At 72.4% G+C, this 13384-nt stretch carries 10 protein-coding genes and 1 tRNA gene; 5 read left to right on the forward strand and 6 right to left on the reverse strand.

Translation table 11 applies throughout. The features are described from left to right. Positions 1-189: 189 nt before the first annotated feature. Together ABTX18_RS02275 and ABTX18_RS02280 are read right to left on the reverse strand one after the other, a co-directional pair. Positions 190-263, reverse strand: a tRNA-Pro gene (locus ABTX18_RS02275). 48 nt (positions 264-311) lie between these two features. Further along, complete coding sequence (locus ABTX18_RS02280) at positions 312-2945, reverse strand: ATP-binding protein (protein WP_352120827.1); 2634 nt, start codon at positions 2943-2945, stop codon at positions 312-314. Positions 2946-3054: 109 nt separating this feature from the next. Here ABTX18_RS02280 and ABTX18_RS02285 point away from each other — a divergent pair, with 109 nt between their 5' ends. After that, the gene (locus ABTX18_RS02285; RefSeq protein WP_352120828.1) at positions 3055-3576 is read left to right on the forward strand and encodes a DUF309 domain-containing protein; all 522 of its coding nucleotides are present in this window, start codon (positions 3055-3057) and stop codon (positions 3574-3576) included. A 96-nt stretch (positions 3577-3672) separates the two neighbouring features. Continuing rightward, on the forward strand, positions 3673-4053 hold the full coding sequence (locus ABTX18_RS02290; RefSeq protein WP_352120829.1) for a hypothetical protein: 381 nt from the start codon (positions 3673-3675) through the stop codon (positions 4051-4053). A gap of 24 nt (positions 4054-4077) precedes the next feature. Here ABTX18_RS02290 and ABTX18_RS02295 read toward each other — a convergent pair whose 3' ends face one another. From ABTX18_RS02295 to ABTX18_RS02305, 3 genes are read right to left on the reverse strand one after another with little or no spacing between them, the layout of a single operon-like run. Further along, positions 4078-5304 carry an FAD-dependent oxidoreductase gene (locus ABTX18_RS02295; protein WP_352120830.1) on the reverse strand — a complete coding sequence of 409 codons (1227 nt, stop codon included), beginning with the start codon at positions 5302-5304 and terminating at the stop codon, positions 4078-4080. Then, the gene (locus tag ABTX18_RS02300) at positions 5301-6722 is read right to left on the reverse strand and encodes an NAD(P)/FAD-dependent oxidoreductase (protein WP_352120831.1); all 1422 of its coding nucleotides are present in this window, start codon (positions 6720-6722) and stop codon (positions 5301-5303) included. Before ABTX18_RS02300 ends, ABTX18_RS02295 begins: the two co-directional genes overlap by 4 nt. A gap of 46 nt (positions 6723-6768) precedes the next feature. Then, positions 6769-8199: an FGGY family carbohydrate kinase gene (locus tag ABTX18_RS02305; protein ID WP_352120832.1), complete on the reverse strand. Its 1431-nt coding sequence runs from the start codon at positions 8197-8199 to the stop codon at positions 6769-6771. Positions 8200-8531: 332 nt separating this feature from the next. Here ABTX18_RS02305 and ABTX18_RS02310 point away from each other — a divergent pair, with 332 nt between their 5' ends. Continuing rightward, entirely contained in the window at positions 8532-9539 is a 1008-nt protein-coding gene (locus tag ABTX18_RS02310; RefSeq protein ID WP_352120833.1) for a hypothetical protein, read from the forward strand. Between the two features lie 64 nt (positions 9540-9603). Then, on the forward strand, positions 9604-11133 hold the full coding sequence (locus ABTX18_RS02315) for an amino acid permease (RefSeq protein WP_352120834.1): 1530 nt from the start codon (positions 9604-9606) through the stop codon (positions 11131-11133). A 92-nt stretch (positions 11134-11225) separates the two neighbouring features. Here ABTX18_RS02315 and ABTX18_RS02320 read toward each other — a convergent pair whose 3' ends face one another. Then, complete coding sequence (locus tag ABTX18_RS02320) at positions 11226-11996, reverse strand: sulfite exporter TauE/SafE family protein (RefSeq protein ID WP_352120835.1); 771 nt, start codon at positions 11994-11996, stop codon at positions 11226-11228. Between the two features lie 139 nt (positions 11997-12135). Between ABTX18_RS02320 and ABTX18_RS02325 the strand changes: the two genes are divergently transcribed. Then, positions 12136-13293 (forward strand): substrate-binding domain-containing protein, encoded by a 1158-nt coding sequence (locus ABTX18_RS02325; RefSeq protein ID WP_352120836.1) that lies wholly within the window; start codon positions 12136-12138, stop codon positions 13291-13293. Positions 13294-13384 lie beyond the last annotated feature (91 nt).

Below are 13384 nucleotides of genomic sequence, written 5' to 3' on the forward strand. Positions count from 1 at the left end.
GGGCGCTACCTCCGCAGGCGGGAGGCCGACGACAGCCGGCGCACCCTGGACGTCCGGATCCGCGAGCGGGTGCTGGAGGGAACGGATCCCGGCCGGCCGCTGGTAGCTCAGAGGTGGCTCACACCCCAACGGCCGAGGGCCGGTACCGGATTTCTCCGGTACCGGCCCTCGGCCCACGACTCTCTCGAGTCGGGACGACAGGATTTGAACCTGCGACCCCTTGACCCCCAGTCAAGTGCGCTACCAAGCTGCGCCACGTCCCGCTGCCAGTCACCCGGTCCTCCGGGCGGCTGCGCAGGACAAACATTACCTCACTCCGTGGACCGGATCGACGCCCGTGCCTGCTGGGCGCGGGTGGCCAGGGCCTCGGCGCCGCAGGCCGTGGCCAGCTTGTGCGCCCGGGCGAGCTCCCGCGGGGACCGGGTGGCGACCCCGTGGTCGAACAGGGCGAGCGCGCGTTCGTAGCCGGACGGCGACGCCTCCAGGTGGCGGACCGCCTCGCCCAGCAGACGGGCGGCCTCCTCGGGGCGGGCGAAGAGGGCCACACAGCGCAGCGCCTCGCCGATCGCCGTGTCGGTGCCGAACCGCTCGGCGTGTATCCGGGCGGAGTTGGCGAGCTGGGCGGCGCGGTCCGGGTCGTCGTCGGCCAGGGCGCGGGCCAGGTCGCCGGCCCAGGGGCCCCAGATGCCGTTGAACCTGCCGCGCGGTTCGAGGGACTGGCCGGCCGCCTCCAGCTCCGTGACGGCTTCCTTCGTACGGCCTTCGGCGAGCAGCAGTCGCCCTCGGACGCACGGGGCGTCGGGCAGCACCATGGCGCTGGGGTAGGGCAGGCCGAAGTCGTACTGGTCGGCGATCTTGCGTGCGTCGGTGATGCGGCCCCGGGCCAGCAGTGTGTCGATGAGCAGACAGGCGGCGTCCCAGTGCACGGGCAGTCCGCTGCCCACCCGGTCGGCGAGGCGGAGCCCCTCGCGCAGGAAGGCCTCCGCCTCGGCCAGCCGCCCGCGACGGCGGTGGACCAGTCCCATCAGCGTGTGGGCGAAGGCCAGGTGGGCGCCGCTCCATCCGGAGATCTCGAAGGCGCGCACGGCCTCGCCGAAGAGTTCCTCGGCGCGGTCCAGCTGGTCGGTGAAGGCGTAGGTGATGCCGAGCAGGGTCGGGAGTTCGAAGCCCCATTCGGTGTCGGTCCAGCCGAGGCCGCGGGCGGGGTGGCCGTTGACCAGGGCACGTTCGCACAGGTCCACGATCAGCTGGGAGTTCTCGCCGCGCAGCATGGCGTCGAAGGCGCGCAGCGTGAGCAGCGCCCGCTCGGCGTTGTCCCGGCCGGCGAGGTGGTCGGCGTTGGCGGCGAGCCGGCGGGAGCGGCCTGGACCGTCCTCCTCGGTGGCCTGCATGCCCTCCCAGAGGAAGTGGGCGGCCTGCAGACGCATCAGGCCCGGGCCGGGCGCGGTGCGCTCGGCCTCGGCCGCCAGGGCGAGCGCCGCCTCCTTCAGCTGGTTGTTGTGCGACAGCGCGGCGGCGAGCCGGTAGGTGGCGTCGACCCGCAGTTCGTCGGCGAGGCCCGGCAGGTCGAGCGCGGCCCGCAGGTGCTGGACGGTGGTGGCCGGCGAACTGAGCAGTGTGGCGCAGCCCAGTTCGTAGAGCAGGGTGGCGCGCGCGTCGTGGCGCGGGGGCTCCCGCAGGGCCCGCTCCAGGCAGCGCCGGGCGGCCTCGGGGGCGCCGACCGCGAGGTGCTGGTTGGCGGCCGCCCGCAACTGTCCGACCAGCTCCTGGTCGTCGTCGGGATGGACTTCGAGCAGATGTCGGGAGGCGGCGGCCGGTCCCAGGCCCGCCCGGGTGATCGCCCAGGCGGCCCTGCCGTGCATGGCGGTGCGGGTGGCCGGCGGAATGGAGCGGTACACGGCGGTGGCGATCAGGGGGTGTACGAACTCCAGCGGGTCGAAGCCGGTGACGATACGGGCCTCGCGCAGCCGGGCCGTGCAGTCCGCCGCTTCTGCGGGGCTCATCCCGGCCAGGGTGGCGGCGAGGTCCTGGGAGATGTCCGTACCGAGGACGGCGGCGGCCCAGGCGAACCGGTTGGCGTTGGTCCCGAGCCGTTCGAGCCGGTCGACGAGACCGCTGCCCCGGGCGGAAGCGCCGAGTTCGCGCAGCAGCCCGGCGGACTCCTCGAGCGGGGCCAGTTCGCGGTCCTGGACCTTGGCGACGAGTTCGACCGCCTCGTAGGGGTTGCCGCCCGTGACGGCCCACACCTCGCGGCAGAACGGGTCGTCGGCGTGCTCCCCGAGAGTCGCGCGGACCAGTTCGGCGGTCGCGTCCGGGGTGAGCGCGCGCAGGGCGACGCGGACCTGCGCCGGGTGGCTGCCGGCCGTGGTGCGCTTGGCCTCGCGGGCCGCGAGCTCCTCGGGACGGTGGGCCTGGACGACCAGGACCCTCACTTCGCCGAGCCGGGCGGTGAACGAGGCGAGCCAGGCGAGGGATTCGCCGTCCGCCCAGTGCGCGTCATCGATGATGAGCAGCAGCGGGCGGTGACTCACCCGGGAGGCGAGCTGTCGGACGACCCAGTCGAGGCCGTCGCGCACACCCTGCGGGTCGGGCTGCGGGCCGGTCGGCTCGGAGAGGCCCAGGGCCGGTGCCGCGCTCTCGTACCAGGCTCCGAACAGGGCCTTCACCTCGTCGGCGGAGAACTCGTCGAGTGCGGGCTGGAGCAGTTGGCGTACGACGTGGAACGGAACCGAGGTGACCGTCTCGCCGCCTCGGGCGGACCAGACGGTGCACCGGTCGGCTGCCATGGCCTGGATCTCGGCCAGCAGCGCCGTCTTGCCGATGCCTGCTTCGCCGCTGAAGACCAGCAGCCCGCCGGTGGCCTGTGCGCCGCAGAGCGCGTCTACGGCTTGAGCGGCAGCGGCGAGTTCCGGTTCGCGCTCGTACAGCGGCCGGGACGGCTTCATGCCTACCCTCCCCCAAAGTCGTTTCGGTGACAGTCGAGACTAGTCGTGCGCGGGGGCCCACCGACAGTGGTTCGGGCAGTTCGTCGCAGGTGCGAGGCACAATCGAGGGGTGGACGAGACGCGCAGGGACCGGGACATCGAGGGGCGGGCGCACAACGCGCGCCCCCGCGACGGGCTGGGACGCCCTCTGCCGTACGGCGCGCGGGGGGTGGAGCGGCAGCCCGAGGGGATGGTGCGCGACCCCCTGGAAACCGTACGGGAGGCTCAGCGGCTGCTGGACGCGGGAATGCCGTTCCACGCGCACGAGGTCTTCGAGGACGCGTGGAAGTCGGGCCCCGACGCGGAGCGGGAGTTGTGGCGCGGACTGGCCCAGCTGGCCGTCGGGCTGACCCATGCCGCCCGGGGGAACGCGACGGGCGGGGCGCGGCTGCTCCGGCGGGGTGCGGCGGCGCTGGAGGAGTTCGTCACCCATGCCGATGTCTCCGGCTCCGGCTCTGCACCGACGCCGTACAGGATGCGTATCGGCGCACTGAACGGCTGGGCCACGGAGCTGGCCGCGCGCGTGGAGGAGCCGGGCGCGCCGGTCATCGACGCGGCCGCGGAAGCACCGCGGCTGCGGACGGACGGCTGACAGCGCGAGCGAGGTTTCACCCAACTCCCCTTGGTTTCCCTGCCCTTGACCGAGAGCGGTGAACAGGGTCGTGGGAAACGATTAACATCCGGCGTCATGAGCACTTCTGACCAGGACCAGGACCAGGACCAGGCGATCGACGCACCGATAGCCGAGACAGAGGACACCGCGGATGCCGGGGGCGCCGGGGAAGCCGGGGAAGCCGGGGAAGCCGGGGACCGGAGACTGACGCCGCGGCAGGCCAGACGCCTGCGGATCGTCCTCTCCTCGGTCGGAATGGCGGCGATGGCGGTCGTCCTGGGACTGCGGATCGCGAGCCGGTCCTCGGTCCTGGTGGTCGGGGTGTACGGGCTCGCTCTGATCCTGTGCGGGATCGTGATCGAGCTCAGCAGGAACGGCCGGACCCGGCTCGGCAGCTGGCTGCTCGGAGTCGGCCTGGTGGCGGCGATCGGTGCGGACTGGCTGCTGATTCCCTGAGCACCCGTTCATCCGGTCACCCGGTCACCCGGTCGAGACGTTCACCGTGCCGCCCCGCGGGTCGGCCCGGTCGAGCCAGTCGGCGGGCAGGTGGAGGGGGCGGCCCGGCCGGACGCTGCGCAGCAGGCGCCGGCGGAACAGTTCCCGCCCGTCCTGCCGGACCACGAGCAGCGGGGCCGTCAGCGGCCGGAGGGTGCGCAGGACGAAGCGGTTGTTCAGCGGCCGGTCGCCTTCGGGACCGAGCAGGTTGGGCGCGATCCATTCCAGCGGCGCGGCGACGGCGAACGCGGGCCGGCGTGCCGGCCAGGCTCCGGTGGCCAGATGGCGTCGTACGGGGACGGCGAGGGCACGGCCCTCCGCTGCCGCGGTGCCGGCGCTCTCCACCGGGTGGAGCAGGTTGCCGACGGCGAACACCCCGGGGGCGCCGGTGCGGTACGCGGCGTCGTACGCGGGACCGCGGGTCCCCGCGTCCAGGGGGACCTCGCCGCGCCGCGCGAGTTCGTGGTCGGGGATCCAGTCGCCGGTGAACACCACGGTGTCGCACGCCAGGGTCGTCGTACGGCCGTCCTCGTGGCGCACCGCGACTCCGGTGAGCCGGGTGCGGCCTGTCAGGGCCGTGACGGTGGTGCGGGTGAGCAGCGGGGCGCCGCGGCCCGGTCCGAAGGCTGCGGGGAGGAAGGGCGGGCGGTCGGTGACCCGGGCGACGACCGCGACCCCGGCGGCCCGCAGGGCATCGGCCGCGGCAAGGCTGATCGGCTCGTCGCCGACGATCACGGCGCGGGTGCCGATGTGCTGGTGGTGGAGGTGTACGGCCTGCTGGAGCTCTCCGGTGGTGTAGACGCCCGCCGGGCGGGTGCCGGGGACGAGCCGCGCGCTGCGCGGGCGTTCGCGGGCCCCGGTGGCGAGGACGACGGCGTGTGCCGTGATCCGTTCGAGCCCGTCCGGTCCGGTGGCGTCGAGGGTGAGGGGTCCGGCCCAGCCGGTGACGGTGATGCCGGTGCGCAGGGCGGCGCCGGCGCGCGTGGCGACGTCCGTGCACCGGCGGGCGTACTCGGGGCCGGTCGTCCCCCCTCCCGTACGGCTGCCGAACCCCGTGTGGTGGCAGTGGCGGGGGATGCCGCCCGCGGTCTGTTCGCGTTCCAGGACCTCGACCCGTCGCACGCCGGACGCGGCGAGTTCGGTGGCGGCGCCCAGTCCTGCGGGTCCTGCTCCGACGATCAGGACGTCGACGGTCCGCTCGCGTCGGGTCATGGCCGGGCCCCCTCGGTCAGCGCGCGGAGACCTGCCCCGCAGTAGAAGCCCTGGCAGCGTCCGTTGCCTGCTCTGGTCCTGCGGGCCAGTCCGGCGACGGTTCGCGGCGGGAGGGTCGAGGCCAGTGCGTCGCGGATCTCGCCCGCGGTGACGCGTTCGCAGTGGCAGACCACGGTGCCGTAGGCCGGGTCCCGGGCGATGAGTGACGCGTCGAGGCAGGGGCGGCGGTCGGCCTCGCCGAGGGCGGGCATGGTGAGGGCTTCGAGGCCGGCGGGGGCGCCCGGGTCGAGTCCGGTCCGGGAGAGCAGGGTGATGACGTGGTCGGCGATGGCCATGGAGGCGGTCAGCCCGGTGGACCGGATGCCGCCGACGGCGATGTAGCGCCGGCCGGGATATTCCTGGATCCGGTAGTCCTCCTGGCCGGTGGCCGCCCGCAGTCCCGCGTACACGGCGGTCACCTCCTCGTCGAGGAGCCGGGGCAGAATCCTGCGGCCCTTCTCCCTCAGCAGCGCGAGGCCCTCCTGGGTGGACCCGGTGGCGGTCTTGTCGTCGAGTTCCTCGGCCGTGGGGCCGAGCAGGATGTTGCCGAAGACCGTCGGTGCGATCAGGACGCCCTTGCCCGCGGCGGTGGGGACGGGGAGCAGGATGTGGCGGACGAGGTCGCGGGCGAGTTTGTCGAACACGATCAGCTGGCCGCGGCGCGGGGTGACGGTGAAGACGTCGTGGCCGAGCATCCGGTCGATCTCGTCGGCGTACAGCCCGGCGGCGTTGATCAGGAAGCGGGTGCGCAGTGGTCCGCGGCCGGTCGTCAGGGTGTGGACGGCGTCCCCGGGCCGGATGTCGTGGACGGGGCAGTCCAGGTGCAGGTGGACGCCCGCGCGGACCGCCTGGGTGGCGAAGGCGAGGGGCGTGGTCCAGGGGCAGATGACGGATTCGCCGGGGACCTCCAGTGCGCCGAGTGCGCCGGGGCCCAGATGGGGTTCCCGTTCGGCGACCGCGTCGGCGTCCAGGAGCCGGGCCGCGTGGTAGCCGTTGGCTTCCGCCTTGGCCAGCAGGGCGGGCAGCGCGGCGAGTTGTTCCGCGTCCCAGGCGACGAGGAGGGCGCCGACGCGTTCCACCGGAATCCCCGTCTCGGCGGCGTACGCGGAGAGCTTCTGCTGTCCTTCGCGTACGAGACGGGCCTCCAGAGAACCGGGCACGGCGTCGAAACCGGTGTGCAGGATCGCGGTGTTGGCCTTGGATGTGCCGTTGCCGATGTCGTCCGACGCCTCGACGAGGGCGGTGCTCAGCGGGTAGCGGGCGAGTTCGCGGGCGATGGCGGTGCCGACCACGCCCGCTCCGATGACGGTGACGTCGTACGGGGCTCCGCCGGGCAGCGCCGGCAGCGGGTCCCCGGCGGTCGTGACGGTGTGCGTCATCGGGGCGTCCGGCCACGGTAGTTCGTGACGTACGAGCTGGTGCTCATCACCGTTCCAGGAGCGTGTCGACGGCCGCACGGAACGCGGCGAGGCGCTCGGCCGCCTCCTCGGGGCCGATGCGTGGTTCGTACACCGCGGCCGGCCGCCAGGCGGGGACGGCCTCGGCGAGGGAGAGTCCGGGGTCGAGGCCGATCCTGGCCACGGCTCCGGCGCCGAGTGCGGTGACGTCGGGCAACGCCGAGACCTCCACCGGGCGTTGCAGCAGATCGGCCTGGGTCTGCATGAGCAGTGTCGAGCGGGTCAGTCCGCCGTCGACGCGCAGGGCGGACAGCGGCCGTCCCAGGTCGGCCGCCACCGCGTCGGCGAGCTCGACGACCTGGGCGGCGATGCCCTCGCACAGCGCGCGCACGAGGTGGCCGGCGGTGGTGTCCAGGCTCAGCCCGGTCACCGATCCCCGCAGGTCGCCCCGCCACCAGGGGGCGGCGAGCCCGGCGAGGGCCGGTACGAAGGTGACACCGCCGGAGTCGGGAACGGCGCCGCCGACCGGGTCGAGGTCGGCGGCTCCGGAGATCACCTTGAGGTCGGTGAGCCAGCGGACCGCGGAGGCGGCCGTGTACACCTGCCCGTCCAGGCAGTAGCTGGTGCGCCCGCCGAGCCGCCAGGCCACGCAGCTGACCAGGCCGGTGGAGCTTCGGCGGGGTACGGGTCCGGTCTGGGCGAGGAGGAACGCGCCGGTGCCGTACGTGCACTTGGCGCTTCCCGGCTCCAGCGCGCCCTGGGCCAGCAGGGCGGCCTGCTGGTCGACGAGGAGGCCCGTGAGCGGGAGTTCGCCGCCGAACGCGGTCGTCGTTCCGAACGCCCCGGCCGCGTCGACCACGGCCGGCAGCCGCTCGTCGCCCAGGCCGAAGACGTCCAGGGCGGCGGGTGACCATGCGGCGTGATCGAGGTCGAGCAGCTGGGTGCGCCCGGCCGTGGCCGCGTCCGTCACGAACGCACCGGTGAGCCGGTGGACCAGCCAGGAGTCGCTGGTGGTGACGACGCCTTCCCGGGTCAGTTCGCGGCGGATCCAGGCCATCTTGGGTGCGGCGAAGTAGGGATCCAGTGGGAGCCCGGTGAGACGTCTCAACTCTTCGCCGTGCGCGGAGAGTTCCTGGCACAGCCGCTCGGCCCGGCGGTCCTGCCAGACGATCGCGTCGGTGAGCGGTTTCCCCGTGCCGGGGTCCCAGGCGAGGACCGTCTCGCCCTGGTTGGCGAGCCCGACGGCGACGACCGGTTCGGCGGCCTCGGCCAGGGCCCGCGCCCCGGCGTCGAGGACCGAGCCGAGGAGCTCCGCGGGGTCCACCTCGACGGCTCCCCCGGGGCCGTACCGCGGGCGCACCGGAGCTGAACCGGAACCGATCACGCCACGCTCGGGGCAGATCACCAGCGCCTTCGTCCCCGAGGTGCCCTGGTCCACGGCGAGTACCGGGCCTGTCATCGGGTCTCCAGCGGTACGCAAGCCCACGGGCTTGAACGGAATCGTGATCTTCGGTCGCGGGAATTCAGGGTGGTGCAGCCCAGCGGTTACGTCAAGCACCCGCAAGACCTGTGTCCAGTACCCCGCACGGGAGCTCAACCTCCTGTTTGCAGACGCTACTTGAAGAAGATCCACGATTCGTTCGGGAGTTCGGCGCGCAGGGCTCTACACTCACCGCCGAGCAGGAAGCCGAGCAACAACCGGACGCTTTACAGCGGTTCACTTTTCAACCGCTGCTTCACCCCCCACGTCCTGAGGATCGATGAGACCGACACCATGTCCCGAGCACGTCCATGGCCAACAGTGATTTCCGGCCGGTCTACCATCCGGCCGGCCACGACAACGAACTCCGCTCCGCGTTACAGGACTTACGTACCGGGCGATGGATCTCCATGCGGGATCTGCTGGAGAGCACCCCGGACTGGACCCTGTGGACCCAGCGGACCCAGGTGCTCGGGGCCGTCGCCGCGGGATCGGACGCGGTTCAGGCCTGGCTGACGGAGGAGCCGCGCAGCGTCGCTGCTGCCGTGATGCGCGCGCGGGTCGCCGTGGAGCGGGCGGTCCGCGCCCGCCGCGCGGACCATCCCAGCGGGCAGGAGCTCTGGCAGGAGGCCTGGGAGGCATGCCGTTCGGCCGCCCACGCCTCGCCGGAGGACCCGGTGCCGTGGGTGTGTCTGCTGGCCCTCTCCCAGCTGGACGAGCGCCAGCGCCTCGAGGAGCACCGGCTGCATCCGCCGGGGCCCATGCTCTTCCCCGGGCCGTGGGGTCTGCTGGCGGAGGCCGACAAGCGCGATCCGCACAACCGCGAGGCCTATCACCGCATGCTCCAGTTCGTGTACGCGCGCCAGGCCGGGGGGTCGCTCTCCGAGGCGGTCAACTTCGTTCAGTGGGCGGCCTCTTCGGCGCCGGACGGATCGGCGCTCCATGTGCTGCCGCTGTACGTGAGGGTGGAGCGCTACCGCCGTGAGCACGGCCACGAGAAGGCGCTCGACCTGCACTGGGTCACCGAGGACGCGGAACGCGAGGCCCTGCGCGCCCTGGAGATCTGGTTCCGGCGCACACCGCCCGCCACCCGCACCCTGCTCGATCTCAACCATCTGGCACACGCGCTCTGGGGGGCGCTCCGCTTCGCCGAGGCCGCACCGGTGTTCCAGGAGCTCGGCCCGTACTTCACCTCGCTTCCCTGGGCGTCCCGCACCCGCTCGCCCAAGGAGCCCGGCGGCGCGGAGGAAGTGTTCCTGCGCGCCCGCACCCGCGCCCTCGCCGCCGCCCGCGACCCCGGCCGGGGGCCGCACGGCTGACCTCGCACCCGCACGTCCCTGTTTTTGTTTCCCCTCTCCCCTTACCGCTCACGGAGGTCTCCCCATGTCCATATCCACCTCGAACCGGAAGGGCGCCGAGGCCGTCCCGCCCAAGGACGAGGAACAGCGGCTGCGCGAACTCGGCTACCAGCCGGTGCTGGCCCGCCGCATGGGCGGCTTCGGCAACTTCGCCATCAGCTTCTCCGTCATCTCGATCCTGTCCGGCTGCATGACCCTGTACGGCTTCGGCATGTCCACCGGCGGGCCGTCGGTGATGCTCTGGGGCTGGGCCGGGGTCGGTCTGTTCGTACTCTGCGTCGGCATGGCGCTCGCCGAGGTCACCAGCGCCTACCCGACGTCCGGGGCGCTGTACTACATGGCGGACCGGCTCGGTGGCCGCAAGTGGGGCTGGTACACCGGCTGGCTGAATCTGCTCGGGCTGCTCGGGGCGATCGCCGGCATCGACTACGGTGCCGCGCTGTTCACCGGTGCGCTGATGAACCTGCAGTGGGGCTTCACCCCCACGCCGGGCAAGACGATGATCATCTTCCTCTGCATCCTGCTGCTGCACGCCGTCCTGAACCTCTTCGGCGTCCGTCTGGTCAGCGTGCTCAACTCGATCAGTGTGTGGTGGCACCTGGCCGGTGTCGCGGTGATCGTGTCCGTGCTCGCGATCGTGCCCTCGCACCACCAGTCGCCGTCGTTCGTCTTCACCGAGTTCGTCAATGACACCGGCTGGGAGAATCCGATCTACGTGGCGGCGATCGGTCTGCTGCTCGCGCAGTACACCTTCTGCGGTTACGACGCCTCCGCCCACCTGCCGGAGGAGACCTCGGACGCCTCGGTCTCTGCGCCCCGCGGCATCGTCCGCTCGATCTGGGTCTCCTGGCTGGCCGGTTTCGTACTGCTCGCCGGGCTGACGTTCGCCATCCAGGACTACGTGGGCACCCAGAACAGCGCCACCGGCGTCCCTCCGGCCCAGATCCTGATCGACGCGCTGGGAACCTCCGGCGCCACGGCGATGCTGCTGATCGTCATCGCCGCACAGCTGTTCTGCGGCAACGCCGAGGTCGCCGCCACCAGCCGGATGGTGTTCGCCTTCAGCCGCGACAACGCGCTGCCTGGGTCCTCGCTCTGGCGCAAGGTGAGCGCCCGCACGCAGACGCCGGTCAACGCGGTGTGGCTGTCGGTCGTCGTCGCCGGAGCGCTCGCCCTTCCGTCGCTGTACTCGGCGACCGCGTACGGGGCGGTGACCGCGATCAACGTCATCGGGATCACGCCCGCCTACGCCATCCCGATCTATCTGAAGCTGCGCGCGGGTGACCGCTTCGAGCGCGGGCCGTGGCACCTGGGCCGGTGGTCGAAGCCGGTCGGCTGGATCGCTGTGGTGTGGGTCGCGCTCGTGACCGTGCTGTTCCTGCTGCCGCAGAGGTCCCCGGTGACGGTCGACTCGATGAACTACGCGTCGATCGCGCTGGTCGCCGTGCTGGTCCTGGCCACCGTGTGGTGGTTCGTCGCCCGTGGCTCGTACGGCACGCCGTCGGCGTACGGAAGCGCGCGCCAGCAGGCGGAGATCGAGGAGGACATCGTCTGAGCGGCGATGTCCCGTCCGCTTGCCGGCCCTTCCGGATCGCTTCGATCCGGAAGGGCCCAGCCCCTGCCCGGCGGATCAGGGTCGGACAGGACCTATGCGTTCACGAGCAGTTGCAGGCCGCCCAGCACGGTGGCCCCGATAACCAGGCGTTCGAAGAGCAGCTGGTTTATCCGGTCCACACACTTCCGGCCGATCCACGCGCCCGGAAGGACGAACAGCAGCAGGCAGGCGTCCAGCAGCAGTGACCGGGCGTCGATCAGCCCGAGGCCCACGCTGAAGGGCACCTTCGACGTGTTGACGATGAGGAAGAACCACGCCGACGTGCCGAGGAAGCCGAGCTTGCGGAAGCCCGCGGAAAGCAGATAAAGCGACATGACGGGGCCGCCCGCGTTGGCGACCATGGTCGTGAAACCGCCGAGCACTCCGTACGACCGCGCCTTGAGCCGTTCGGCGGCGGTGGGCGGACCCGTACCGGCCGCCGGCTCCGCACCCACGTCCGCGGTTCGGCGCCGCCAGACCGTGACCCCGGCCATGAAGAGCAGGATCGCGCCGATCGAGGTCCGGACGGCGGCGTCGCCCGCCCACATCATGAACAGCGTGCCCGCCACCACGCCGACGGCGACGGCGGGGAAGAGGCGGAGCAGGGTCGGCCAGTGCGCATGGCGCCGGTAGGTGAGCACGGCGAGGACATCACCGGCGATGAGGATCGGGAGCAGCACTCCGGTGGATTCGCGGGCGGGCAGCACCGCCGCGAAGACCGCGAGACTGATCGTGTTGGCACCGCTGACGGCCGTCTTGGAGAAGCCGACGAGTGCGGATGCCGCGGCCAGTGCCGCCAGTTGCCAGAGGGTGAGGGTGTCCATGCCGGGTCAGATGGTAATACCTACGATCTTCCGGCCTTGAGCGGGCCCTGGCCGGGCCCATGGCTATGCTGCGCTCCAAGCGCTCACATGAAGCGTTCAAACGCACAACGCGCAGCGGTAGGGCGAGGGGGCCAGCAGCATGCGGGAGCCGGTTGAACTCAGGCGTCGGCGAATCCTGGCGGTGGTGGAGTCGCGCGGCCCGGTCAAGGTCAGCGCCCTCGCGGCCGAACTGGACGTGTCCGTGGTCACGGTGCGGCGGGATGTGGAGGAGCTGGCCCGGGCGGGGCGGCTGCGGCGCGGCCACGGCGTGGCCCGTCCGGTGCGCGATCCTGCGGGGCCGCCGGCGGTGCCCGCGCCCAGGGACGGCGACCCGGCCGGCGACGGGGGCGCGGTCGCCCTGGTCGTACCGGAGCGGCATTCGTATCTGTACGAGACACTGCACGGCGCCCGGACCGTCCTGGAGGAGGCCGGGATCCGCATCGCCCTGCACATCGCACCGCAGTCCGCCGGTGCCGAACGGCCTCTGGTGGAACGGGCGCTGGCGGACGGCGCGCGCGGGCTGCTGATCGCCCCGCGGTGGCGCAACGCCCTCTCCGAGGAGCTCGACTACGGCTGGCTGGCGGAGGTGGGGGTGCCGACCGTGCTGATGGAGCGGCGACCCCGGCCGGGCAGCGCCCTGCACGCCCTGGACTCGGTCTGCTCGGATCACTGGTACGGAGTCCACCTCGCCGTGGATCACCTGGTGTCGCTCGGGCACCGCCGGATCGTGCTGGCCGCCCGCGACGACAGCCCGACGGCCCGTACGGTGCGGGCCGCCTTCGCGTCCGTCGCGGAGGGCCGGCCAGAGGTGGAGGACTGGGCGGTGGTGCTGAGTTCGCCGGACGCGGTGCCCGGCCCCGGCCCCTCCGAGGCGGGGTACGAGGGCGGCGGGGCGCCTCGAAGCGAAGGTGATCCGCTCGATCTCGCCGCGCTGCTGCGGGAGCGGGGAGCGACGGCTGCCGTGCTGCACGGCGATGTGGACGCGCTGATGCTGGTGCAGCGCCTGGCGGAGAGCGGGGTGCAGGTGCCGCGGGACTGCTCGGTGGTCGCGTACGACGATGTGGTCGCGGCACTGGGCAGCACTCCGCTGACCGCGGTGGCCCCGCCCAAGGCGGACATCGGCCGGGCCGCCGCCGAACTGCTGCTGCACCGGCTGTCGGGGGCTCCCGGGGCGGCCGGTCCGGTGCGCAGGACGGAGCTGCTGCCGGAGCTGAAGGTCCGCGGATCGGCACAGGAGGTCACCCTCACCCAGGACTGAGCGTTTGACCGCTTTGTTTTTCTTCTGAGCGATCTATTGACCGCTATCGATCAGCCGATCAGGATTCCCCGTGTCCTCATTCAGGAGCCGC

Origin of the sequence: Streptomyces sp. NPDC096323 (assembly GCF_040302845.1) — a bacterium.
Lineage (GTDB): Bacteria > Actinomycetota > Actinomycetes > Streptomycetales > Streptomycetaceae > Streptomyces.